Raw genomic sequence first — 23,398 nt, forward strand, 5'->3', positions numbered from 1 at the left:
CGCCGGCGCCCGTACCTCAGGCCGCTCCGCCGGCGCCCGCACCTCCGCCGCCGCCCCCGCCCGTACCTCAGGCCGCTCCGCCGGCGCCCGCACCTCCGCCGCCGCCCCCGCCCGTGGTGAGCCCGGGTGCCGGGATCGTCAACAACCCCGCCGGTGCACAGAGCTACGCGTCGACCCAGCTTGCCAGCTTCGGCTGGGGGAGCGGGGAGTTCGGGTGCCTGGTCAAACTCTGGAACCAGGAATCCAGCTGGATGACTGACGCGACCAACCCGTATAGCGGCGCGTACGGTATCGCACAGGCCCTTCCACCTTCGAAGTACTCGACCGCTGGCAGCGACTGGCTCACGAACTACCGCACCCAGATTAATTGGGGCCTCGGCTACATCGCCAACCGCTATGGGACCCCCTGCAACGCCTGGGCCCACGAGGTCTCCTACAACTGGTACTGAGCGGTCGCGCTGGTTCTCACGCGTAGTACCCCCGCGGACGGGCTGGCGCCAAGAGGTGCGAGACCGGCGTCGGCCGCTACCGGTACCCTTGATGGGTGAGTTCCATCCTGCCCGCCCCCGCGACCGAGCGCAGGGACGCCCCTCGTTCCTATGAGGTGCGCACGTTCGGCTGCCAGATGAACGTCCATGACTCCGAACGGATGTCCGGCCTCCTCGAGTCGGCTGGCTATGTGCGTGCGGAGGAGGGTTCCGAGCCTGACGTTGTGGTGTTCAATACGTGCGCCGTGCGGGCGAACGCGGACAACCGCCTCTACGGGCACCTCGGGCAGCTGCGGCCGGTGAAGGAGGGGCACCCGGGCATGCAGATTGCCGTGGGTGGCTGCCTCGCCCAGAAGGACCGGGACACGATCTTGAGCATTGCGCCGTGGGTCGACGCCGTGTTCGGCACGCACAACGTGGGCGCGCTCCCCGCGCTGCTCGAGCGGGCGCGCCACAACGAGGAGGCGCAGCTCGAGATCCTCGAATCGCTCGAAGTCTTCCCCTCGACTCTGCCCACCAAGCGGGACTCGGTGTACAGCGGGTGGGTGTCCATCTCGGTGGGCTGCAACAACACGTGCACCTTCTGCATTGTGCCCAGCCTTCGAGGAAAGGAACGGGACCGCCGCCCGGGCGAGATCCTCGGCGAGGTCCGGGCCCTCGTGGACGACGGCGCGATCGAAGTCACGCTACTGGGCCAGAACGTCAATTCCTACGGCGTGGAGTTCGGCGACCGGCTGGCGTTCGGCAAGCTCCTGCGCGCGTGCGGCGAGATCCGGGGCCTCGAGCGGGTGCGGTTCACGAGCCCCCATCCTGCCGCGTTCACCGACGACGTCATCGAGGCCATGGCCGAGACGCCCAACGTCATGCCGCAGCTGCATATGCCGCTGCAGTCCGGTTCGGACAGGATCCTGCGCGAGATGCGCCGCTCATACCGCAGCGCGAAGTTCCTCGGCATCCTCGACAAGGTCCGGGAGCGCATCCCGCACGCCGCGATCACCACTGACATCATCGTGGGCTTCCCCGGCGAGACGGACGAGGACTTCCAAGCGACCCTCGACGTCGTTGAACGCGCGCGCTTCTCGAACGCCTTCACGTTCCAGTACTCCCAGCGGCCTGGAACGCCCGCGGCGACCCTGCCGGACCAGCTGCCCAAGGCCTTGGTCCAGGAGCGCTACGAACGCCTCACCGCACTCCAGGACCGCATCGCCGCCGAGGAGAACGCGAAGCAGGTGGGCAGCACCATCGAGGTCATGGCGACGGCCTGGGCCGGCCGCAAGGCAGAGGAAACGCACCGGCTCTCCGGCCGGGCGCGCGACAACAGGCTCGTGCACTTCTCAGTCCCCGGTGGCGCTGTGGCGCCACGCCCCGGCGACCTCGTGACAGTGACGGTGACCGAGGCGGCCCCGTTCCACCTCATCGCCGACCCCGCCTCCGCGGCCGACTACTCGCTGCGCCGCTCCCGAGCGGGAGATGCGTGGGACCGCTCGCAGGCCGACTCGTGCGGCGTCCCCTCCGTGCGGGCAGGGGACGCAGGGGCGCACGGCGCCGTGAGCCTCGGCATGCCGTCCCTGCCCGTGCGCTCCTCCTGAGCGTGGCCACACGGCCGATCGTTGCGATCGTGGGCCCCACGGGCTCGGGCAAGTCGGATCTCGCGGTCCAGATCGCGCTCGCAGTTGACGGCGAGATCGTCAACGCGGACGCCCTCCAGTTCTACCGTGGCATGGACATCGGCACTGCGAAGATCACCCCCGAGGAGCGCCGCGGCGTGCCGCACCACCTTCTCGACGTGCTCGACGTGACCCAGGAGGCCTCCGTGTCCACGTTCCAGACGTGGGCGCGCGAGGCCATCGCGGACATCCATGCACGCGGGCGCCGCGCTATCCTCGTCGGCGGCTCGGGGCTCTACGTCCGGGCGGCCCTCGATGTCCTCGAGTTCCCGGGCACCGACCCCGCGCTCCGGGGCCGCCTCGAGGCGGAGGCCGATCGCGACGGGATCGAAACGCTTCGTGGACGGCTGCGCGCCGTCGATCCCGTCTCGGCTGCCAGGCTCGGCGACGCGCGCCGGATCATCCGCGCGCTTGAGGTCCATGAGCTCACGGGGCGTCCGTTCAGCTCGTTCATGCCGGTGCGGCAGTATGCGGCGCCGGCCGTGCAGATCGGCTTGGACCTGGACCGGGCAGCGCTGCACGAGCGGATCGCCGCCCGCGTGCACCGGATGGCCGACGCCGGTCTGGCCGCCGAGGTCTCCCGCCTCGCCGCCGCGGGCCTCAGGGAGGGAAAGACCGCGTCCCGCGCACTCGGCTACGGCCAGTTCCTCAGGGTCCTCGACGGTGAGTGCACTCCCGAGCGTGCCGCGGAAAAGACCATCGTCGCAACCCGGCAGTTCGCCCGACGCCAGCTCACGTGGTTCCGGGCCGATCCGCGGGTGCACTGGCTCGACGCCCTGTCTCCGGACGTGGTGGGGCAGGCGCTGGCTGTTGTGCGCTCAGCGGACGCCATGTCCGGCCGGTAGGCTTGAACCATGACCCTATCCGCGCAGTCCGCCCCTGACGTCCTTTCCGGCCTCGCGGGCCTGCAGTTCGCGAAGGGCCACGGCACGGGGAACGACTTCGTCCTCGTAGCCGATCCTGCTGGCGAGCGGCACCTCGCCGAGACCGAGGCCGCTGCACTGTGCGACCGCCATCAGGGCATCGGCGCGGACGGACTCATCCGTGCGATCCGCTCCAGGGAGCTGCCTGAGGGCGCGGCGATCCTCGCCGAGGAGCCGGCAGCCGAGTGGTTCATGGACTACCGCAACGCGGACGGCTCGCTCTCGGAGATGTGCGGCAACGGCGTCCGCGTCTTCGTGGCGTTCCTGCTCGAGCAGGGGCTCGTGGAGCTTGATGCTGGGGCGGTGCTGCCGATCGGCACGCGTGCGGGCGTGAAGCGCGTCGAGCGGCGCGAGGGCGGATTCGCCGTCGACATGGGGCCCTGGGCGTTCATCGATCCGCAGCGGGCCGCAGCGAATGCGGCGGACGCGACTGTCACGGCCGTGGGGCTCGACGTTGCCCGCCCTGCCCTGAGCGTAAGCATGGGCAATCCGCACACCGTGGTGGCCCTCGCCGAGCCCGCAGAGCTTTCCGGCCTCGGGCTGCACACCGCGCCCGCCGTCGAGCCCGTGCCTCCGCACGGCACGAACGTCGAGTTCGTCGTGCCCTCCGAGCCGCTCGTGACCTCCGGTGTGGGCAGCATCTCGATGCGCGTGCACGAGCGCGGCGTGGGGGAGACCCAGTCGTGCGGGACCGGCGCATGCGCTGCGGCGGTGGCGATCCGCTACTGGGCTGGCGCCGGCGCTCCCGACCGCTGGGACGTCGACGTTCCCGGCGGCAGGGTCAGCGTCGCATTCGTGCCCGGTACTGACGGCCGCGAGCATGTGGAGCTCTCCGGCCCTGCTGTCATCGTGGCCCACGGCACCCTCGGGTAGCCCGGCCTAGCTCGGCACTCAGAGTAGGGGCGCGGTCTCGGTACCGGGCGGCGGATAGGTGATCTGCCCGTCCCGGATCCTGGCGAATGGGGTCAGCGTGGCGTGCTCCGTCGAGGTCGGCGACACGAGATGGACCACTTCGGTGCCAGCCACGAGGAGGGCGTCGGTGATGAGCCTGCGGTGGCAGCGCCACGGTAGAGCCTCGCTGCACATGATGGCCGGGATCGCCTCGGCAGCGAGCGCCAAGAGCTCGTCCAAGCCCTCGCGGAAGGCCGGGGTGCCCATGGAGTCGGCGTAGTCCCGGAAGCCCTTGACCCTCCAGCCTCCATTGGGGCTCGGGACCCCGGCAGGGGTATGGCGGCGTCCGCCGAGCGCGGCCATCCACCGGTACTCGATGTCCGGCGGGAGGGCCTCTCGGATCGCCTGCTGGTTCCACTGCGGATGCTTCCGCGAGGCCGGGAACGAGCGCACATCGACCAGATGCGTTACCCCGCTGGGCCGAAGCATCGACACGACGTCATCGAGCTCTCGGGTCGAATGCCCGATCGTGAAGATACGGCTCATGGGGGTATCCGGAGGCGTCAGCTCGTGCGGGTGACCACGAGCACGCGGAAGCCCTTCGACGTCGCCGCACGCGCGACGTCGAACGCGTCCCCGAGCTGGTCCGCGAGCCACCGCGCCAGCGAATCCGAGCCGAGGTTCTTCTGCACCACCAGCCACGCCTCGCCGCCCGCCGCGAGGCGCGGCAGCCACATTAGGAGCAGCTCGTGGAGCGCGGCCTTGCCGATGCGGATGGGCGGATTGGACCAGATCGTCGCGAAGCGGACGTCAGGATCGACCTCGTCCGGCAGCTGTGCACGGACGTTGTCGAGGCCCAGGACGGCTGCGTTCTCCTGGGTGAGGGACAGGCTGCGGGTATTGACGTCCACGGCATGGACGGTGGCGGCAGGCGAGCGGAGGGCCATCGTCAACGCGAGGGGTCCCCAGCCGCAGCCGATGTCGAGGAGGTGCCCCTGGGGTGCGGGTTCCGGAACCTCGGCCAGGAGCACGGCCGTGCCCTTGTCGACGCCGTCCGGGCTGAAGATTCCCGCCGAGGTGCGCAGGGTCACCTCGCGCCCGTTGAGCACGACGGCGAGCGGGCGGCGTACGTCGGGCACGTCCGGGTCGGCGTTGAAGTAGTGGGCCTGGTCCATAGGCATCCAGCGTAGCGGCAGGCCCTTGCCGCATCCGCAGGGGGTCCGATTCCAGTGAGGGCGGCGGACGTCAGCTACAATGGACGGATGCTCCTGTTCATTTGACGCTGTTGGCGAATCTGACGCTGTTGGCCAATCTGACGCCATTGATTCCCGGTGCGCCGCCCCCTTGCAGGGACCGCAGCGCCTCGCGTCGAACGACTCGCGCCGAGCCGAGGTCCCATTCCGGCTGGCCCGAACAGGCATCCCCAGGAGAATTCCTTGCCACCCGAGCCAGCGCCGGAGGCCTTTCCACAGGTCCCTCCCCCTGAAGGCGCCCCCGCCGAGCGCCAGCACTATTCTGGAACTGCATCCGTGAAGGAGACCATGACCGAGAACAACAACACCCCCGCACCCGCGGGCAACGGCGGGCCGCAGGACCTCAGCCCCGCAGACATCCAGGCGGTCATCGACCGGATCCTGGCCAAGGAGGAGGCCGCCGCCAAGAAGGCCAAGCGCCCGTCGCCGGGCCAGGACGGCGGCGAAGACGACGGCGGTGCGGCCCGTGGTGCCCTCAGTGATGGCCGTGCGCTTGCCATCTCGGACCTCGACGCCGAGCACGGAGACTACGACGGCGACCAGCAGGACCTGGCCGAGCGGCGTGCGCTGCGCCGCGTAGCGGGGCTCTCCACCGAACTCGAAGACGTCACCGAGGTCGAGTACCGCCAGCTGCGCCTCGAGCGCGTTGTCCTGGCGGGCCTGTGGTCCGAAGGGACGCTCCAGGACGCGGAGAACTCGTTGCGCGAGCTCGCCGCGCTCGCCGAGACGGCAGGCTCGGAGGTGCTGGACGGCGTCGTGCAGCGCCGGCAGAAGCCCGATGCGGGGACGTTCCTCGGCTCGGGCAAGGCACTCGAGCTCCGGGACATCGTCGCAGCGACGGGTGCGGACACCGTCATCGTGGACTCGGAGCTCGCCCCGTCCCAGCGTCGTGGCCTCGAGGACATTGTCAAGGTCAAGGTCATCGACCGGACCGCGCTCATTCTTGACATCTTCGCCCAGCACGCCAAGAGCCGTGAGGGCAAGGCGCAGGTCGAGCTCGCGCAGCTCGAGTACCTGCTCCCGCGCCTGCGCGGGTGGGGTGAGTCGATGTCTCGCCAGGCCGGTGGCCGCGTCGGCGCCGCGGGCGGCGGCATCGGCTCCCGCGGGCCTGGCGAGACGAAGATCGAACTCGACCGCCGGCGCATCCGCACCCGCATGGCCAAGCTCCGGCGTGAGATTGCGGGCATGAGGCCGGCACGCGAGACGAAGCGGGCCAACCGCAAGCGCAACGAGGTCCCCTCGGTGGCGATTGCCGGTTACACGAACGCGGGCAAGTCCTCCCTCCTCAACCGGCTCACGGACGCGGGCGTCCTCGTGCAGAACGCCCTGTTCGCGACCCTCGATCCGACAGTGCGCCGCGCGGAGACCCCGGACGGCCTCCCGTACACGCTCGCGGACACGGTCGGATTCGTCCGCTCGCTGCCCACGCAGTTGGTCGAGGCCTTCCGCTCGACGCTCGAGGAGGTCGCCGATGCGGACCTCATCCTGCACGTCGTGGATGTCTCGCACCCTGCCCCTGAGGGCCAGATCGCGGCCGTCCGAGAGGTGCTGGCAGACGTGGACGCCCGCAAGGTGCCGGAGATCATCGTGCTGAACAAGGCAGACGCCGCGGACCCATTCGTCCTTGAGCGGCTGCGGCAGCGCGAGGCGCGCAACGTCGTGGTGTCCGCGCGGACCGGTCAGGGCATCGTGGAACTCAAGGACGCCATCAGCGATGCCATTCCACGGCCGGACGTGGCGCTCACGCTCCTCGTTCCGTACAGCCGCGGCGACATCCTCAACCGGCTGCATACGTCGAGTGCCGAGATCCACTCGCTCGAGCACGTCGAGGCTGGCACCCGCGTCGAGGCCGTGGTCCGGGAAGAATTCGCGGCGGAGCTGGCACCGTTCGTTGTCCATGACTGAACCGGATCGGGAGGCGACGGACGACGGCGGGGCCGCACCCGCCGTCGTCCGTTCGGCCCCATGGGTGTAACCGAAGACGCGGCCCTGGCGCTGCTCGACACCGCCGTCGCGGCGATGGGCGGCCAGCAGCGCGAGGGGCAGCACGAGATGGCGCGGCAGGTGACCAAGGCCATCGACGAGGGGCGCCACCTCCTCGTCCAGGCGGGCACCGGCACGGGCAAGTCACTCGCCTACCTGGTGCCTCTGATCGCGCACGCCCAGACGAGCGATCGGCCTGCCGTCGTCGCGACGGCCACGCTCGCGCTCCAGGCGCAGATCGTGGGCCGTGACATCCCCCGGCTGCTCGAGGCAGTGAACCCCGAGCTGGAGCGACCCATCGATGTGGCCCTTGTCAAGGGCCGCTCGAACTACCTGTGCCGGCACAAGCTCGAGGGCGGCTTCCCGGCAGACGAGCCAGCGGAGGGCGCCTTGTTCGCGCTCGGCGAGGACACGGCCGTGGCCCACCCGGGCGCCGGCCCGACCACGCAGTTGGGCCGCGAGGTGGCGCGTCTGCGCGAATGGGCCGAGGAGACCGAGACCGGCGACCGCGACGATCTCGTCCCCGGCGTGTCGGACCGCGCCTGGCGACAGGTCTCGGTCACCGCGCTCGAATGCCTCGGCGCCCAGAAGTGCCCCTTCGCGGCCGAGTGCTTCAGCGAGCTCGCACGGAAGCACGGCACCGAGGCGGACATCGTGGTGACCAACCACGCGATGCTCGCGATCAACGCCTTCGAGGGGCTCAATGTGCTGCCCGAGTACGACGTCGTGGTGGTCGACGAGGCACACGAGCTCGCTGATCGCGTCACGGGTGCCGTGAGCGCGCAGCTGTCCTCCCAGATGATTCAGGCGGCTGCCTCCAGCGCCCGACGCCACTGCAGTATCCCAGTGGACGCTCTCCATACCGCGGCCGCGGCGCTCGAGGTTTCGCTCACCTCGGCACCGACCGGGCTTCTCGCCCGAGGGCTGAACGAGGAACAAGCCCAGGACATCGCGCTCGTGCGGGATGCGTGCCGTGTGGCGCTGTCCGATTCGAAACCGGGGGAGGCGCAGGCGTCCGACGGCGGCCGCCAGGTCGCGCGGTCAAGGCTTCTCGCGCTCGTCGAGGTCTGCGAGCGGCTCCTGGGTGCGGAGGCGAATCGCGAGGTCGTGTGGGTGACCCGTACGGGTCCCCCGGATCCGGTCACTGGATTCTCCGCCCCGGATGACTCGGGTCCGGCGATGCTGCACATCGCACCGCTGAATGTGGGTGGCCGCCTCCGTGAGGGGCTCTTCGACGGTCACACGGTGGTTCTGACGAGCGCGACGCTCGCTATCGGCTCGGCGTTCGAACCGACGGCGGGTGGACTCGGACTGCTGGGCGGCGGGGCGCCCTCGTGGACCGGCGTAGACGTCGGGTCCCCATTCGACTATCCCAGACAGGGCATGCTGTACGTGGCCAGGCATCTCCCCAAGCCCGGCCGCAGTGTTTCGCCTGAGGCCCTCGACGAACTCGAGGCACTGCTGACGGCCTCCCACGGCGGTGCACTATGCCTCTTCTCGTCCCGGCGCGCCGCGGAGGATGCCGCGCATGAGCTGCGCGGCAGGATCGACGAGACGATCCTGTGCCAGGGCGAATCGTCGATGAGCGCTTTGGTGAAGCAGTTCTCCGCGGAGCCGGACACGTGCCTTTTCGGCACGATGTCCCTCTGGCAGGGCGTGGACGTCCCCGGGCAGTCCTGCCGCCTCGTCGTGATCGACCGGATCCCGTTCCCCCGGCCGGACGATCCGCTCATGACGGCACGCTCCCGTGCGGTCGCCCAGGCAGGCGGGAACGGATTCATGAGCGTCTCGGCAACGCACGCCGCCGTTCGCCTCGCCCAGGGCGCCGGGCGGCTCATCCGGTCGACGGCAGACCGTGGAGTCGTCGCCGTCCTCGACTCGCGTCTTGCCACCGAGCGGTATGGAGCGTTCCTGCGCAGCGCGCTCCCACCGCTGTGGAGCACGACCGAGCGGAACATCGTGCTCGGTGCCCTCGGCCGGCTCGCTCAAGCGGGCTGACCCGCGCATTCTCAGACCGAGCGCAGCACCGAGACGACCTTTCCCATCACCGTGGCCTGATCGCCCAGGATGGGCTCGTACCGGGTGTTCTGGGGCAGCAGCCATGTGTGACCGTCGCGCTGCCGGAAGGTCTTCACCGTGGCCTCGTCGTCGAGAAGGGCGGCGACGATGTCGCCGTTCTCGGCGCTGTTCTGCCGGCGCACCACAACCCAGTCGCCGTCGCAGATCGCGGCATCGATCATCGAGTCGCCTTTGACCCGCAGCATGAACAGATCGCCGTAGCCCACGAGCTGGCGAGGGAGTGGCATGACATCCTCCACAGCCTGATCGGCGAGGATCGGCCCACCCGCTGCGATGCGTCCCACAAGGGGCACCATTGCGGTGTCCGCGGCGCTCGCCATGCTCTCGAGGGTGGCACCGCCTGAGCCCAGCATGCCGGCCGCGCCCTCCTCACTGACGCTGAGCTCGCCCTCGTCGAGGGTGAGCGGCATCAGGACCTCCATGGCACGGGGCCGTTTCGGGTCCCGGCGGAGGTAGCCCAGCTTCTCGAGCTGGCTGAGCTGGTGCGTGACGCTCGAGAGGCTCGCGAGGCCCACCGTGTCGCCGATCTCGCGCATCGAGGGCGGATATCCGTTGACCTGCACCGATCTCTGGATCGTCTCGAGAATCCGCTTCTGGCGTGCGGTCAATCCCTTTGCCGCCTTGGTCCGTGGTGCCATGCCGCCCCTGCCCCTTCATCCCGCCGCCGGCTCCGGCGGGTTGTTGCCCCGGGCCCAGAACTGTCGGACCCCCTCTGCACCATGTGGACATGGTTTGCGGAGGGAACACTGCAGCTCCGGGTTCCAAGTGGTCCTGGATTCCTGGTACCGGGCCCGTTACCCGGTGCTGCTCCCACCGTAGGCCAGTTCTCAGCACCTTTCAAACATTTGTTCGAGCGAGTCTGGACACGATTCGTTGTGAGGTGCTAAGAAGAGAGCAGAGAAATCGAAGATGAATTCGACATTCTGCTTGTCGCTGGATTCGGAGTTAGCCAAAAGTTCGAACGGTCGACTCCCGGCGCGGGCAGGGGAAGGCGCACCATGGCACACGCGATCGTCCTCGGCGGACATTCTGGCCTCCGCAGCATCCGGCCCGAGCTGCCCCCGCTGCGGCTCACACGGCGCGGCCGGATTGTCCTCGTCGTTATGCCGCTCTTCTTGGCGGCGCTCGCTGCGCTCGTGGCGTGGGCCGCGCTCGTGGCGCCCGCGCGGGCTGGCGTGGAACAGCTTGACGGCGCAGGCTCAACTGTCACGGTGACCGTGCAACCCGGCGAATCGCTCTGGACGATTGCCGCGCAGCGGGTCCCTGATCAAGACCCGCGCGTGACCATCAGTCAGATCCGGGAGCTCAACGACCTCTCCGGCACGCGCGTGCTGCCCGGCGAGCAAGTCCACGTTCCGCTGTCCCGCTGAGCCGGACGACGGCCGAGCAGTCCGCAGGCCCGGCTCGTCGGCAGCGGTCGGGCCCTGTGCTGAGATAGTTATTGCGCCGTCCCGAGTGCGGCTGATGGGGCGCGCTGGCGTAGGCTAGACCGGTGGACGACCAGCTCGAACGACTCAACCGGCTCCCCCTCCGCGATGATCTCCGCGGCCAGCATCCCTACGGAGCCCCGCAGCTGAACGTCCCCATCCAGCTCAACGTCAACGAGAACACCCACGGCGTCCCGCGCGATGTCCAAGACGCGATCGTCGAGGCTGTCCGGTCTGTCGCCGGAGGCCTGAACCGCTATCCCGACCGCGAGTTCACCGAACTGCGGGACTCGCTCGCGGAGTACCTCGGGCACGGGCTCACGGCAGACCAGCTGTGGGCCGCGAACGGATCCAACGAGGTGCTCCAGCAGATCCTGCAGGCGTTCGGTGGCCCCGGCCGCTCCGCCCTCGGCTTCCCGCCCACGTACTCGATGTATCCGCTTCTAGCCTCGGGCACGGGCACGGACTACCTCAAGGGCGTCCGTGCCGAAGACTATGGGCTTTCGGCAGAGTCGGCCGCACAGCAGGTGCGCGCCCTCGCCCCCAACGTCGTCTTCCTTTGCTCTCCGAACAACCCGACCGGGACCGCTCTGGGACTCGACGTGGTGGATGCGGTGTACGAGGCGGGTGAGGCGAGTCAGGCCATCGTGATCGTGGACGAGGCGTACGCCGAGTTCGCCCACGCCGGAACCGAGAGCGCGCTGACGCTCCTGCCGGGGCGCCGACGGCTTATCGTCACCCGCACCATGAGCAAGGCCTTCGCGCTCGCCGGCGCACGGCTGGGCTATCTGGCCGCAGCCCCGGAGGTCATCGATGCGCTGCGCCTGGTACGTCTGCCGTACCACCTCTCAGCAATCACCCAGGCCACCGCACTCGCCGCATTGAGCCACCGCTCCTCCCTGATGGCGGAGGTCGAGGAGATCAAGCGGCAGCGCGACCGAATTGTCTCCGAGCTCGAGCGGATGGGGCTCACGCCGGCATCGTCGGATTCCAACTTCGTCTTCTTCACCGGACTGGAGGATCCCCAGAAGATCTGGCGCGGCCTACTCGAGGCCGGCGTGATCGTCCGTGACATCGGGATCCCCGGCAGCCTGCGGGTCACCGCGGGCACCGAACGCGAGACCACAGTCTTCCTGGAGCGCCTCGAACAGCTGCTGGCCGCAGAAGGGCGCCTTCCCGCCGCCTAGAATGGACTAAACAGCCCCGGACCGAATCCTCCAGCAGAAGGACATCCACCCATGAGCACCGAGCTGCAGACCGTGCCCGTGACCCAGCGGACTGCGCGGATGGAGCGCATCACGAGCGAGTCCTCGGTCGTCGTCGAGGTCAACCTCGACGGCACCGGCCGTTCCGACATCTCCAGCAGCGTCCCGTTCTACGACCACATGCTCACGGCCCTGTCCAAGCATTCCCTGATCGACCTCACGGTCCGGGCGACGGGCGACACTCACATCGACGTCCACCACACGGTCGAGGACATCGCCATCACGTTCGGCGAGGTGCTCAAGCAGGCGCTCGGGAACAAGGCGGGCATCCGCCGCTTCGGCGAGGCGTCGGTGCCGCTGGACGAGGCCCTGGCGCGCGCCGTTGTCGACGTGTCGGGCAGACCCTACCTCGTCCACACCGGCGAGCCGGCCGGACAGGAGTACCACCTCATCGGCGGGCACTTCACCGGCTCCCTCACCCGGCACGTCTTCGAGGCGATCACCCTCCACGCGGGCATCTGCCTGCACATGACCGTGCTTGCCGGCCGCGACCCCCACCACATCGCCGAGGCCCAGTTCAAGGCGTTCGCCCGCGCCCTCCGCGCCGCGGTCGAGCCCGATCCACGGATCGGCGACGCCATCCCGTCCACCAAGGGAGCCCTGTGAGCACCAGCCCCGACGCGCTGCCGGAGGCTCCGGAGGGGACCGAGGGCGCCGTCGTCGTCGACCCCCGCCACGTGGGCGGGAAGGCACCGGACCCTCAGGGGCGGCCCACCGTCGTCGTGCTCGACTACGGGTCCGGCAACGTGCGCTCTGCGGTGCGCGCCCTCGAACGCGCTGGGGCCGCCGTCACGCTCAGCGCCAGGGCCGAGGATGCACTCCATGCGGACGGCCTCGTGGTTCCGGGCGTGGGCGCGTTCGCGACCGTCATGAAGGAGCTCCGGGCGGTCGACGGGCTGCGCATCATCGGCCGGCGCGTGGCCGGGGGCCGGCCCGTGCTCGCCATCTGCGTGGGTCTCCAGGTCATGTTCGAGAGGGGCATCGAACACGGCGTCGCTGCGGAGGGCCTCGGCGAATGGCCGGGGACCGTCGAGCTCCTGCCGGCCGAGGTTGTGCCCCACATGGGCTGGAACACCGTCAAGGCCCCGGAGGGGTCGAAGCTGTTCGCGGGTGTCGAGGACGAGCGGTTCTACTTTGTCCACTCGTACGGCGTCCAGGAGTGGAACTTCGAGGTGGCCCAGCCGCGCATGGCTCCGCCGCTCGTGACGTGGAGCGAGCACGGTGCACCGTTCATCGCCGCAGTCGAGAACGGTCCGCTGTGCGCCACCCAGTTCCATCCGGAGAAGTCCGGAGACGCCGGGGCGCGGCTCCTGCGCAACTGGGTCGAGTCGCTCAAGAAGCCCGCCGAGGCCTCCTGACGCATGTGGTCGGTCCTGCTCTTCGGCCTCGCTGGGCTGCTTGTGGGGGGTGCCCTGTCATTCCGCAAGCAGGGCCTGCCCAACTGGACGTGGATCGCCTTCGGGGCGCTCGCGGTTGCCGCTGTCGTGGCGGCCTATCTGCTGACACTGCCGGCTTCCTGAGCCGGCAGCCGTGACACTGAGGGAGACACCATGACCCAAGAGGAGCAGATCCTCGAACTGCTGCCCGCCGTGGACATCGTCGACGGTCAGGCGGTGCGCCTCGTCCAGGGAGAGGCCGGAAGCGAGACCGGCTATGGCTCCCCGCTTGACTCCGCGCACGCGTGGCAGGACGCCGGGGCAGAATGGGTTCACATCGTGGATCTCGATGCGGCATTCGGCCGCGGGGACAACCGCGCCCTCATCGCCGACGTCGTGAAGAGCCTCTCCCTGAAGGTCGAGCTGTCCGGCGGCCTGCGCGACGACGCCTCTCTTGAGGCCGCCCTCGATCTTGGAGTGGCCCGGGTGAACCTCGGGACCGCCGCCATCGAGAACCCCGAGTGGACTGCCAAGACGATCGCCCGCCACGGTGACAGGATCGCAGTGGGACTCGATGTGCGCGGCACTACGCTCGCCGGCCGCGGTTGGACCAAGGAGGGCGGAAACCTCTGGGACGTCCTCGCCCAGCTCGAGGACGCCGGATGCGCGCGGTACGTGGTCACCGACGTGACGAAGGATGGCACACTGCGCGGCCCGAACGTCGAGCTGCTCACGCAGATGTGCGCCCGCACCAACAGGCCAGTGGTCGCCTCGGGGGGCATTTCGAGCCTCGAGGATCTGCGCGCACTCCGCGAGCTGGTGCCTCTCGGGGTCGAGGGGGCGATCGTGGGCAAGGCTCTCTACTCCGGTCAGTTCACCCTGCCTGAGGCGCTCGACGTCGCCGGGCGGCGCTGAATGCCGCACGCGCACGACGGCGGCCACGCGCACGACGGCGGCCACGCGCACGACGGCGGCCACGCGCACGACGGCGGCCACGAGGCGTCGGGCGCGCACCGGCAGCTTCCCGGCCATATCGCCGCGGCGCTCGCACGCGCCGGCAGCCCCGCCGACTCGGCGGGCCAGCCGTGGGCGGGCCGCGACCTCAGCGGCGAGGGGAACCCCCTCCACCAGTTCGACACGGATGACGGCCGGCCGGATCCCGGTGTCGCCGCTGCGCTCACGGCACTCGCCGCAGGGACCGGCGACGAGGCGGGAGTACACCGGGCGCTTGCCACGGCACGCGTGTTCGTGGCCGTCGTCGCGAGCCTCGCCGAGGGGGGCCTCGGCGAGCACGGCTTCGCAGAGGACAAGGAAGCGGACATGGCACTGGTTACGGTGGCCGCGCCGGACGGGCGCAAGGCGCTGCCGGTCTTCACCTCGGTGGAGAGTCTCGAGGCCTGGCACCGCGAGGCACGCCCGGTGGCCGTGTTCGCGCCGCGGGCGGCCCTCTCCGCGGTCTCAGAGGGTGCCGAGCTGCTCGTCCTCGACCCGGGCGCGGGTTTCACGTTCGTGCTGCGCCGCCCCGGCGTGTGGGCGCTCGCCCAGCAGCGCGAGTGGACGCCGTCGTACGCTGATGCCTCCCTCGTGGCCGAGGTCGAGCGCGCAGCGGAGGGCCTCGGCCCGGTGCGCGGGATCGAGATCTCCCCGGGTCCAGGTGTCGCCTCGAGGGATTCGTCCGGCCGGCTGGTGGCGGGAGGCGGCCCCGGGCCTGAGCTGCGGCTCATCCTCGCGCTCGCGCCCGGCTTGTCAGCGGATGAGGTGCGTGAGACCGTGTCAGAGCTGAACGGCAGACTGGCTGGCAGCGCGCGCTTTGCGGAGGCCGTAGACTCCATCGAGGTCAAGGTCCGCCCCGCACACGGCTGAGTCGCCGCCCGGTCACCCCTGGGCGGGGCATGTGAAGGGGAATCGCCCATGAATTTCGCCCACTACGGGCATCTCTGGCGTCGGGTGGAGGTTCGGCGCCTCCTGCTGGTGGCGATGGTCGCGAGGCTCCCGCACTCGGCGGCAGGAGTCCTGTTGACCCTGCACGTGGTCCAGACACTGGGGCTGGGCTATGCGGCCGCGGGTGCGGTTGCCGCCGTCCTGACCATCGGGATCGCGCTCGGTGCACCGTGGCGCGGCCGGCGCGTTGACACCGCGGGCCTGCGGGCGGCACTCGTCCCCTCCGTGATCGCCGAGGCGGTCCTCTGGGGCGTGGCCCCGCACCTCGATTACCCGTTGCTGCTGGCCGCGGCCCTTGTCGCTGGGCTGTTCGCCCTGCCGATCTTCTCTGTGGTGCGGCAGTCCCTCGGTGTGATGACCGGAGCGGAACAGCGGCGCACAGCGTTCGCGCTGGACTCGATCGGCACCGAGATCACGTTCATGGTGGGCCCGGCCCTCGCCGCGCTCGTGGCGGTGAACGCCTCGACAGTATGGGGGATCACCGGCGTGGGCGCCGCGGCTGCGCTCGCGGGGCTCGCGCTAATGTGGTTCAACCCGCCCACCCGGACGGGGCAGACCGGCGCGCTGGTGGAGGCGGCATCCGAGGACGCCAATCCGTCAGACCTTCCCTCGGGTCGCGAGTCTGCGGAATCGCCCGCGCCCACTGAGGTCGCCTGGGGCCAGGCTGACGGCGCGTCGGGACTTGCGCGGCTGCTGCGGAGGGCACGCGGCGAGGCGCCAATGGCCGGTGTCGCCGTCATCGTCGTCATGGTCGTCGCTGCGGGGGCCGGGACGGTCCTCTCCGGCACGGACGTCGGGATCGTCGCCGTCCTGCGAGAGCACGGGCGAGGCACGCAGCTCGGCGTCGTGTTCTTCTTCTGGTGCGCAGCCTCGCTCGTTGGAGGCATCCTCTATGGGGCCATGCACCGTCCCGTGCCCCCGCTCGCGCTCCTGACTGCCATGAGCATCCTGACGATCCCCATGGGCTTCGCCCACGACACGGTCACCCTCAGCCTGCTCTCGGTCCTGCCGGGGCTCCTGTGCGCGCCCACACTGTCGGCCGCCTCGGAACGCGTCGCCGAACTCGTCGCGGAGGAGCGCCGCGGCGAGGCCATGGGCTGGTACGGATCGGCCCTCACGGCGGGGACCGCGCTCGGCTCGCCCCTGGCGGGTACCCTGATTGACGCGGTCGGGCCGTGGGCGGGCTTCATCGGGATAGGCGCCGCGGGTTCACTTCTGTGCCTCGCTGGGGTCATCGCGCAGGGCTCACGACGCCGCCGCTCGCCTCAGGCGGTCGCCTGAGCGACCGCCGGGGCGGCACCGCAAAACGCCGCACCGCGCGCTCTGGCGTGGACATCCATAGCGTGTTGCGATGCGCGTTGAACGTGTCTGGGGTCAGTTGACGGGGCCGGTGTACTTCTCGCCCGGGCCCTTGCCCGGCTCGTCCTGGACGGCCGATGCCTCGCGGAAGGCCAGCTGGAGCGAACGGAGCCCGTCGCGCAACGGACCGGCGTGCTGGGACCCGATTTCTGGAGCTGCCGCCGTGATGAGGCCGGCGAGGGCCGTAATGAGCTTGCGCGCCTCGTCCAGGTCCTTGAGGTCCGCTGCGTCCGGCCCATCGGCGAGACCGCACTTGACGGCTGCGGCGCTCATGAGGTGCACCGCTGTGGTCGTGATGACTTCGACGGCGGCGACCTCCGCGATGTCCCGGACCTCTGTGCTCACGTCCGGCGTGGCCGAGGCCTCGTCAGCGCCGAAGCTGTGGCGGTGGGTGTCCTCGGAGGATGCAGATGCGGACGCATTGGGGGTGGTGCTGCTCATGCTGCTAAGCTTTGCACAGACCGACTGGATGTCGTTACCTGATGTGATCAGGCCGGGTGTGTCAGCCAGAGGACGCCCGTGCGGCAGGCTCCGGAGAACCTCCGGCAGTGCCTGTTGCGGGGATTCGCGCGTTCACCCTGTATACTCGACAGATAGTTTGCAAGCGGAGATCACCTCCCACCTGTCGGCGTCCGGGCCTTTGGCCAGGAAAGCTGCCGGGTACTCAGGTTGGCCGGGGCGGCGAAAGCCGCTCTGAGCAGGCACGCCCCTCAGGGGAGCGCGCGCCATCCGAGGCCTCCGATTGCACCGGCAATCGGGGGCCTTCCTTGTTGCCGGGGCACGACAGTCACCGAGTACAGGAGCTTGAACATTAGCGATCCACGCATCAATGATCGAATCCGCGTTCCCGAGGTTCGCCTCGTAGGCCCTGCGGGCGAGCAGGTGGGCATCGTGCGCATCGAGGATGCGCTTCGACTGGCAGCTGAGTCAGACCTCGACCTGGTCGAGGTGGCGCCGCAGGCCAAGCCACCGGTATGCAAGCTGATGGACTTCGGCAAGTACAAGTACGAGGCTGCGGTCAAGGCGCGCGAGGCCCGCAAGAACCAGACCAACACGGTTCTCAAGGAAATCCGCTTCCGCCTCAAGATCGACAAGCACGACTACGAGACGAAGAAGGGCCACGCCCTCCGGTTCCTCGGTGCTGGTGACAAGGTCAAGGCCATGATCCAGTTCCGCGGCCGCGAGCAGCAGCGCCCGGAGATGGGCATCCGCCTGCTCCAGCGTTTCGCGGAGGACGTCGCCGAGGTGGGCGCGATAGAGTCCACCCCGCGCATCGACGGCCGCAACATGGTCATGGTCATCGGCCCGCTCAAGAACAAGGCCGAGGCGAAGGCGGAGGCCCGCCGTGCCGCGCAGCGCACGGCCGACAAGGCCAAGGCCGAAGCCGCGAAGGCCGCACCGGTAACCGCCGAGCAGTCGTCCATGACCCAGTCGCTGGGGGACGCCCTGCCCGCTGAGTTCCTCGAGGCTGCCAGGGCGCGCGAGGCTGCCCAGCAGGCGCCGGCAGTAGAGGCCACGGAGCACGAAGTGGTCTCGGCGGAGGCGCCTGCAGCCGAGGAGCCTAAGGCGGAGGCCCCTGCAGCTGAGGAGTCGAAGGCCGAGGCCCCTGCAGCTGAGGAGCCGAAGACCGAGGAGCCGAAGGCCGAGGCACCTGCAGCCGAGGCGCCGAGGACGCCGGCCGAGGCACCCAAGGCGCCGAGGACGCAGGCCAGCGCGGCTCCGGCAGCGCCGAAGTCCGCGACTCCGGCGTCGCCCGCACGCCCTGCGGCGCCGAGGCCACCTACGCCGAAGCAGTCCGCGCCCAAGGCGGCAGCTCCCAAGCCCGCGGCTCCCAAGCCGGGAGCACCGCGACCGTCCTCGGGTGCACCGAAGCCCTCCGCCCCGAAGCCGACGGCACCCCGGCCGTCCGGCCGGCGGGGCAACTAGCCAGACCGGGCCAGGGCTGCCTTCCTCTCAACGAGGGAGCGCCGCCCGTCGGGTCCACCGCTGCCGGTTCCGACCGGCAAGCGGAAGCAACCAGTCGGCCTGCGTGAGCAGGCCGCCAGAGAAATCCGCGGCCCCAGCGCCGTGGGAAGCAGAAGGAGATCGGTTCCCATGCCGAAGATGAAGACGCACAGCGGCGCCAAGAAGCGTTTCAAGCTGACCGGTTCCGGCAAGCTCAAGCGCCAGCAGGCCAACCGCCGCCATTACCTTGAGCACAAGCCGACCACGCTCACGCGCCGCCTCGCTGCGGACAAGATCGTGACGGGCGGCGACGCCAAGGTCATCAAGCGGATGCTCGGCATCTGATTTCTTCCACCCACCGGCCCTGAGAAGGGCCACCAGCCATCCCGGCCGGGCACATAGCGCCCGGGTGTCTGGGAGAGATTCAAAAGGAGTACGCACGTGGCACGTGTGAAGCGGGCAGTCAATGCCCACAAGAAGCGCCGTACCGTCCTCGATCGGGCGTCCGGTTACCGTGGTCAGCGCTCGCGCCTGTACCGCAAGGCCAAGGAGCAGCTGCTGCACTCGTTCGTGTACAGCTACCAGGACCGCCACAAGCGCAAGGGTGACTTCCGCCGCCTGTGGATCCAGCGCATCAACGCTGCGTCCCGCGCCAACGGCCTGACGTACAACCGCCTCATCCAGGGCCTCAAGGCCGCTGAGGTCGAGGTGGACCGCCGCATGCTCGCCGAGCTGGCCGTCTCTGACGCAGCCGCATTCTCGGCCCTGGTCGAGGTCGCCAAGAAGGCCCTCCCGGCCGACGTTAACGCCCCGGCCGCCAAGTAGCATCCGCGAGGCGCCGCTCGTTCCCGCTCGGGACGGACGGGGTCCGTGGTCCACAGCGCCCGTGCAGCCACCGCTGCACGGGCGCTGCCGCGTGCAGATGCCCCGCACCGCCGCTGCGGGGCCCGCGCCTCGCTAGAGTTGGTCCGTGATGCCCCGCGACACGATGACCAATCCCCGCGCGGACCGAGTCCGGGACGTGGCCAAGCTGGCCACGCGGACGGCGAGGAACCGGCGGCGGCAGTTTCTCGCCGAGGGCCCGCAGGCAGTCCGGGAGGCGCTCCGCCTCGATGCGGCCCGGCGGGCAGACGGGGGCCGGGCCGCCGTCGTGGAGCTCTACGCGAGCGAGGCATGCCTCTCCCGATACCCTGAAATAGCGCACCTCGCCGAGGCGACAGGCGCTCTGCGGCTCGCTGACGACGAGGTGCTCGCGGCGATGGCGGATACCGTGAGCCCGCAGGGGATCGTGGCCGTGTGCTCGATGCTCGACGTCACACTCGACGCCGTCCTCGCCGCCGGGCCGCGTCTCCTCGCCGTCATGTGCCGGGTCCAGGACCCGGGCAACGCCGGCACGATCCTGCGGGCCGCGGACTCCGCTGGTGCCGATGCGGTAGTGCTCACGGCGGGTAGCGTGGACATCTACAACCCCAAGGCCGTCCGCAGCACGGCCGGCTCGCTCTTCCATGTCCCGGTGGTCCTCGGCGCAGACCTCCCAGCCCTCGCGGACCAGGCCCGGGCCACGGGCCTGGGGATCCTCGCGGCCGACGGCACGGGCACCCTCGACCTCGACGTCCTCCAGGACGAAGCCGCTGGCCGCCGCGCGGGTGCCCGTGGCGTGCCTAGCCAGACGCACGACGACGCGCCGGTCGCCTACCGCCTCGAAGACCCCACCGCATGGCTGTTCGGCAACGAGGCCCAGGGCCTCGACGCGACCGAGAAGGCACTCGCAGACCAGCGGGTGGCGGTGCCCCTGTACGGTCAGGCAGAGAGCCTCAACGTGGGCACTGCCGCGACGGTGTGCCTGTATGCGAGCGCCCGGAGCCAGCGGCGCTGAACCTCAGCCGGCTAACCGGTAGGTTTGTTCCGATCGGCCGCGCGCGCACCTCGCGAGGCCTCAGATATGGAAGAGGGAAGACCATGGCTTCTGGCGGTGGGACCAAGGCCGTCGTCGCGGCGCTGTCCGCGAACCTGTCCATTGCGGCGATGAAGTTCCTCGCCTTCGCTCTCACAGCGTCCTCGTCGATGCTCGCCGAGGCGATCCACTCGGTCGCCGACTCCGGCAACCAAGTGCTTCTTCTGATCGGTGGCAAGCGGGCCAAGCGGCAGGCAAGCCCGGAGCATCCGTTCGGCTATGGGCGCGAGCGGTATATCTACGCGTTCATCGTCTCCATCGTCCTGTTCAGTGTCGGCGGCCTGTTCGCGCTTTTCGAGGCGTGGGAGAAGTTCCATGACCCGCACGGCATCGAGGGCCAATGGTGGTGGGTCCCGCTGGTCATCCTCGTGGGCGCGGTGATCGCTGAGGGACTGTCCTTCCGGACTGCGATCAAGGAGTCCAACACTTCGCGCGGGAAGCAGTCGTGGGTGTCGTTCGTGCGGAATGCGAAGCAGCCTGAGCTGCCCGTGATCCTGCTCGAGGACTTCGGCGCACTCTTGGGGCTCCTGTTCGCCCTGTTCGGGGTCTCGATGACGCTCGTGACCGGCAACGGAGTGTGGGACGCCGCCGGCACAGCGATGATTGGACTGCTCCTCGTAGTCATCGCCGTGATCCTCGCGCTGGAGACGAGTTCGCTGCTGCTCGGCGAGTCCGCCACTCGGGCCGACGTGGCACTGATCGAGGAGGCGCTCACGGCCGATGGCACGCGCGTGATCCACCTCCGCACGATGCACCTCGGCCCTGAGGAGCTGCTCGTCGGGGCCAAGATCAGCGTCGAGCGCGGTGCGAGCGGGGCCGAGATCGCGCGCTCGATCGACGCCGCCGAGGCGCGGGTCCGAGCCTCCGTCCCGAGTGCCCGGGTCATCTACCTCGAGCCGGACATCCACCGGGAGGATGGCTCCTGAGCTGACGGATCAGGGCAATGGCCTGTGCCGTTCCAGAGCGCCGCTGAGGAATGCGATGCCCAGGCCGAGGACGGCGAGCACTGCGCCGATGTAGGCCGGTGCCACGAAGCCCCAGCCGGCGGCGATGACGGCGCCGCCGAGGAGCGCCCCGAGGGCGTTGGCGACGTTGAGCGCGGAGTGGCTCAGTGAGGTGGCGAGGGTCGCCGCGCCGGGGGCGGAGTCCAGCAGGCGTGCCTGGAGGGCCGGAATGAGGATTGACCCGGAACCGCCGACGACGAAGACCATCAGCAGCGCGAGCGGCCGGACCGGCGCCGCGAGCCCGTACAGCACCATGACTACCGCGACAGCGGCAAGCGCCCGGTAGACGGTGCCCATCACGGAGCGGTCCGCCAAGCGTCCGCCGAGCATGTTGCCCGCCACCATGCCCAGTCCGTACAGGGCCACGACCACCGGCATGAGGGTCTCGTCGAGGCCCGCAACGCCAGTCATAGTGTGCGCGATATAGGTGTAGGTCGCGAAGAACCCGCCGAAGCCCACAACGCCTATGGCGAGTGCGAGCCACAGCTGCACGCGGCGCAATGCTGAGAGCTCGCGGCGGATGCTCGCCTCGGGGTGGGGCGGCTCGAACGGGACGAACCGGGCGACCATCACGACGCACGCGACGGCTATCACCCCCGTGGCCACGAACAGGAGCCTCCACCCGGCGGCCTGCCCCAACCAGGTCGCGGCCGGAACGCCGAGGACATTCGCGATGGTCAGCCCGGACATGACTGTCGCGATGGCCCACCCACGCCGGGTCGGCGCCACGAGGGACGCCGCAATGACGGCGGCGGTGCCGAAGTACGCGCCGTGCGGCAGGCCCGCGGCGAAGCGCGAGAGGAGCATGGCCCCGTAGTCCGCCGCGGCGAACGAGGACAGGTTGGCCAGAGCGTAGAACGCCATGAGGCTCAGCACCAACGTCTTGCGCGGGAGCCTGGCCCCGAAGGCCGCGAGCAGCGGAGCACCCACGACGACGCCGAGCGCGTAGGCGGAGATGAGCTGGCCCGCCTGCGGGGTACTGATCGCGAGCCCGCGTTCGATCTCCTTCAGGAGTCCCATGGTGGCGAACTCGACTGTTCCGATGGCGAAGCCGCCCAGACCGAGGGCAAGCATCGCCCAGAAGAGCGGCCGAGGAGCCAGGAGGGTCGAGAGACCGGCGGTGCCCGGCGCAGAGCTGCTTGGCGCTAGAGCAGAGCCGCCCAGCGTGGGGGCGGTGTGCTGTGCAGTCGCGGAATCGGGCAGTGGAAGGTCAGGGGCTGGCACCGGTGGAGTTCCTCGTGTCGTGTCGGAGGTCGCTGGTGGCGAGGTGTGGAGGAACAACACTGGCCCTCGTCTAGCTGCCAACACTAGGGCCCGACGCATCATTCCGATGCGCCTGCCTACACTGTGAGATGTGCAGACGCGAACGCCAGACGGTACCGGCAGCGAAGACGGCATGGGGAACTCCGCTGGCACGTTGACTCAGGTGGTGGGCGGCGCCATCGTCGACTCGCTCGACCATCCCACGAGGCTCCTTGTGGCCCGGCGGACGGCCCCTCCGGCGTTCGCCGGGATGTGGGAGTTCCCAGGAGGCAAGGTCGAGCCCGGGGAGTCGGCCGAGGATGGGCTCCGCCGGGAGCTGCGCGAAGAGCTCGGCGTCACGGTGGTGCTCGGCGAGGAGGTCCCCGGTCCCCTCGCCCAGGGCTGGCCGCTCAACGAGCGGGCCGCGATGCGCGTGTGGCTCGCCGAGGTGGACGACGGATCGCCGGCACCCCTCGAGGACCACGACGAGCTCCGGTGGGTTGACCTCGAGGGCGAGGGGGTCGCCGAGCTGCGGTGGATTCCGGCGGACTTCCCGATCGTCGACGCGCTGCGCAGGCACGTTGCATGATCAGCGGCAGGGG

At 69.8% G+C, this 23,398-nt stretch carries 25 protein-coding genes; 20 read left to right on the forward strand and 5 right to left on the reverse strand.

Annotated features, from left to right (window positions below):
* The 4 genes from LF262_RS15830 to dapF form a co-directional block, all read left to right on the forward strand.
* On the forward strand, positions 1 to 449 hold a 449-nt coding region (locus LF262_RS15830; protein WP_372462792.1), incomplete at its 5' end, for an aggregation-promoting factor C-terminal-like domain-containing protein.
* A 95-nt stretch (positions 450 to 544) separates the two neighbouring features.
* Entirely contained in the window at positions 545 to 2,077 is a 1,533-nt protein-coding gene (gene miaB, locus LF262_RS15835) for a tRNA (N6-isopentenyl adenosine(37)-C2)-methylthiotransferase MiaB (protein ID WP_308190551.1), read from the forward strand.
* A 2-nt stretch (positions 2,078 to 2,079) separates the two neighbouring features.
* Positions 2,080 to 3,000, forward strand: coding sequence for a tRNA (adenosine(37)-N6)-dimethylallyltransferase MiaA (miaA, locus tag LF262_RS15840; RefSeq protein WP_235781367.1), 921 nt, complete (start codon positions 2,080 to 2,082; stop codon positions 2,998 to 3,000).
* A gap of 9 nt (positions 3,001 to 3,009) precedes the next feature.
* On the forward strand, positions 3,010 to 3,951 hold the full coding sequence (dapF, locus tag LF262_RS15845; RefSeq protein ID WP_235781368.1) for a diaminopimelate epimerase: 942 nt from the start codon (positions 3,010 to 3,012) through the stop codon (positions 3,949 to 3,951).
* An 18-nt stretch (positions 3,952 to 3,969) separates the two neighbouring features.
* On the opposite strand, the gene LF262_RS15850 is transcribed toward dapF, so the two are convergent.
* Together LF262_RS15850 and LF262_RS15855 are read right to left on the reverse strand one after the other, a co-directional pair.
* Positions 3,970 to 4,515 carry a DUF488 domain-containing protein gene (locus LF262_RS15850; protein ID WP_235781369.1) on the reverse strand — a complete coding sequence of 182 codons (546 nt, stop codon included), beginning with the start codon at positions 4,513 to 4,515 and terminating at the stop codon, positions 3,970 to 3,972.
* 17 nt (positions 4,516 to 4,532) lie between these two features.
* Positions 4,533 to 5,144, reverse strand: coding sequence for a class I SAM-dependent methyltransferase (locus tag LF262_RS15855; protein WP_235781370.1), 612 nt, complete (start codon positions 5,142 to 5,144; stop codon positions 4,533 to 4,535).
* A 366-nt stretch (positions 5,145 to 5,510) separates the two neighbouring features.
* Here LF262_RS15855 and hflX point away from each other — a divergent pair, with 366 nt between their 5' ends.
* Complete coding sequence (gene hflX, locus LF262_RS15860; RefSeq protein WP_235781371.1) at positions 5,511 to 7,127, forward strand: GTPase HflX; 1,617 nt, start codon at positions 5,511 to 5,513, stop codon at positions 7,125 to 7,127.
* A gap of 60 nt (positions 7,128 to 7,187) precedes the next feature.
* A complete protein-coding gene (locus LF262_RS15865; protein ID WP_235781372.1) occupies positions 7,188 to 9,203 on the forward strand; it encodes an ATP-dependent DNA helicase in 2,016 nt (671 codons plus the stop codon).
* A gap of 11 nt (positions 9,204 to 9,214) precedes the next feature.
* Here LF262_RS15865 and lexA read toward each other — a convergent pair whose 3' ends face one another.
* A complete protein-coding gene (lexA, locus tag LF262_RS15870) occupies positions 9,215 to 9,922 on the reverse strand; it encodes a transcriptional repressor LexA (protein ID WP_235781373.1) in 708 nt (235 codons plus the stop codon).
* A gap of 360 nt (positions 9,923 to 10,282) precedes the next feature.
* On the opposite strand from lexA, the gene LF262_RS15875 reads away from it, so the two are divergent.
* The 8 genes from LF262_RS15875 (at position 10,283) to LF262_RS15910 (ending at position 16,574) form a co-directional block, all read left to right on the forward strand.
* The gene (locus LF262_RS15875) at positions 10,283 to 10,654 is read left to right on the forward strand and encodes a LysM peptidoglycan-binding domain-containing protein (RefSeq protein ID WP_235781374.1); all 372 of its coding nucleotides are present in this window, start codon (positions 10,283 to 10,285) and stop codon (positions 10,652 to 10,654) included.
* Positions 10,655 to 10,776: 122 nt separating this feature from the next.
* A complete protein-coding gene (locus LF262_RS15880; protein ID WP_235781375.1) occupies positions 10,777 to 11,898 on the forward strand; it encodes a histidinol-phosphate transaminase in 1,122 nt (373 codons plus the stop codon).
* 51 nt (positions 11,899 to 11,949) lie between these two features.
* Complete coding sequence (hisB, locus tag LF262_RS15885) at positions 11,950 to 12,582, forward strand: imidazoleglycerol-phosphate dehydratase HisB (protein WP_235781376.1); 633 nt, start codon at positions 11,950 to 11,952, stop codon at positions 12,580 to 12,582.
* A gap of 71 nt (positions 12,583 to 12,653) precedes the next feature.
* Positions 12,654 to 13,334 (forward strand): imidazole glycerol phosphate synthase subunit HisH, encoded by a 681-nt coding sequence (gene hisH / locus LF262_RS15890; RefSeq protein WP_235781413.1) that lies wholly within the window; start codon positions 12,654 to 12,656, stop codon positions 13,332 to 13,334.
* Between the two features lie 3 nt (positions 13,335 to 13,337).
* The gene (locus LF262_RS15895; protein ID WP_235781377.1) at positions 13,338 to 13,496 is read left to right on the forward strand and encodes a CG2302 family histidine operon protein; all 159 of its coding nucleotides are present in this window, start codon (positions 13,338 to 13,340) and stop codon (positions 13,494 to 13,496) included.
* Positions 13,497 to 13,526: 30 nt separating this feature from the next.
* Entirely contained in the window at positions 13,527 to 14,267 is a 741-nt protein-coding gene (gene priA / locus LF262_RS15900; protein ID WP_235781378.1) for a bifunctional 1-(5-phosphoribosyl)-5-((5-phosphoribosylamino)methylideneamino)imidazole-4-carboxamide isomerase/phosphoribosylanthranilate isomerase PriA, read from the forward strand.
* Positions 14,268 to 15,215 carry an SseB family protein gene (locus LF262_RS15905; RefSeq protein WP_235781379.1) on the forward strand — a complete coding sequence of 316 codons (948 nt, stop codon included), beginning with the start codon at positions 14,268 to 14,270 and terminating at the stop codon, positions 15,213 to 15,215.
* A 48-nt stretch (positions 15,216 to 15,263) separates the two neighbouring features.
* Positions 15,264 to 16,574 (forward strand): MFS transporter, encoded by a 1,311-nt coding sequence (locus tag LF262_RS15910; RefSeq protein ID WP_235781380.1) that lies wholly within the window; start codon positions 15,264 to 15,266, stop codon positions 16,572 to 16,574.
* Positions 16,575 to 16,667: 93 nt separating this feature from the next.
* Here the strand turns inward: LF262_RS15910 and LF262_RS15915 are convergent, their stop codons facing one another.
* On the reverse strand, positions 16,668 to 17,093 hold the full coding sequence (locus tag LF262_RS15915) for a DUF1844 domain-containing protein (protein ID WP_235781381.1): 426 nt from the start codon (positions 17,091 to 17,093) through the stop codon (positions 16,668 to 16,670).
* Positions 17,094 to 17,456: 363 nt separating this feature from the next.
* Between LF262_RS15915 and infC the strand changes: the two genes are divergently transcribed.
* The 5 genes from infC (at position 17,457) to LF262_RS15940 (ending at position 21,476) form a co-directional block, all read left to right on the forward strand.
* Positions 17,457 to 18,578 carry a translation initiation factor IF-3 gene (gene infC / locus LF262_RS15920; RefSeq protein ID WP_235781382.1) on the forward strand — a complete coding sequence of 374 codons (1,122 nt, stop codon included), beginning with the start codon at positions 17,457 to 17,459 and terminating at the stop codon, positions 18,576 to 18,578.
* A gap of 168 nt (positions 18,579 to 18,746) precedes the next feature.
* Positions 18,747 to 18,941 (forward strand): 50S ribosomal protein L35, encoded by a 195-nt coding sequence (gene rpmI, locus LF262_RS15925; protein WP_235781383.1) that lies wholly within the window; start codon positions 18,747 to 18,749, stop codon positions 18,939 to 18,941.
* Positions 18,942 to 19,037: 96 nt separating this feature from the next.
* Positions 19,038 to 19,421, forward strand: coding sequence for a 50S ribosomal protein L20 (rplT, locus tag LF262_RS15930; protein ID WP_235781384.1), 384 nt, complete (start codon positions 19,038 to 19,040; stop codon positions 19,419 to 19,421).
* 148 nt (positions 19,422 to 19,569) lie between these two features.
* Positions 19,570 to 20,472, forward strand: coding sequence for a TrmH family RNA methyltransferase (locus LF262_RS15935; protein WP_235781414.1), 903 nt, complete (start codon positions 19,570 to 19,572; stop codon positions 20,470 to 20,472).
* Between the two features lie 83 nt (positions 20,473 to 20,555).
* A complete protein-coding gene (locus LF262_RS15940; RefSeq protein ID WP_235781385.1) occupies positions 20,556 to 21,476 on the forward strand; it encodes a cation diffusion facilitator family transporter in 921 nt (306 codons plus the stop codon).
* Positions 21,477 to 21,485: 9 nt separating this feature from the next.
* Here LF262_RS15940 and LF262_RS15945 read toward each other — a convergent pair whose 3' ends face one another.
* Entirely contained in the window at positions 21,486 to 22,628 is a 1,143-nt protein-coding gene (locus tag LF262_RS15945) for an MFS transporter (RefSeq protein WP_235781415.1), read from the reverse strand.
* A 322-nt stretch (positions 22,629 to 22,950) separates the two neighbouring features.
* On the opposite strand from LF262_RS15945, the gene LF262_RS15950 reads away from it, so the two are divergent.
* Complete coding sequence (locus LF262_RS15950; protein ID WP_235781416.1) at positions 22,951 to 23,385, forward strand: (deoxy)nucleoside triphosphate pyrophosphohydrolase; 435 nt, start codon at positions 22,951 to 22,953, stop codon at positions 23,383 to 23,385.
* The last annotated feature ends 13 nt before the right edge of the window (positions 23,386 to 23,398 follow it).

Source organism: Sinomonas notoginsengisoli, from assembly GCF_021554725.1.
Classification (GTDB): Bacteria; Actinomycetota; Actinomycetes; order Actinomycetales; family Micrococcaceae; genus Sinomonas; species Sinomonas notoginsengisoli.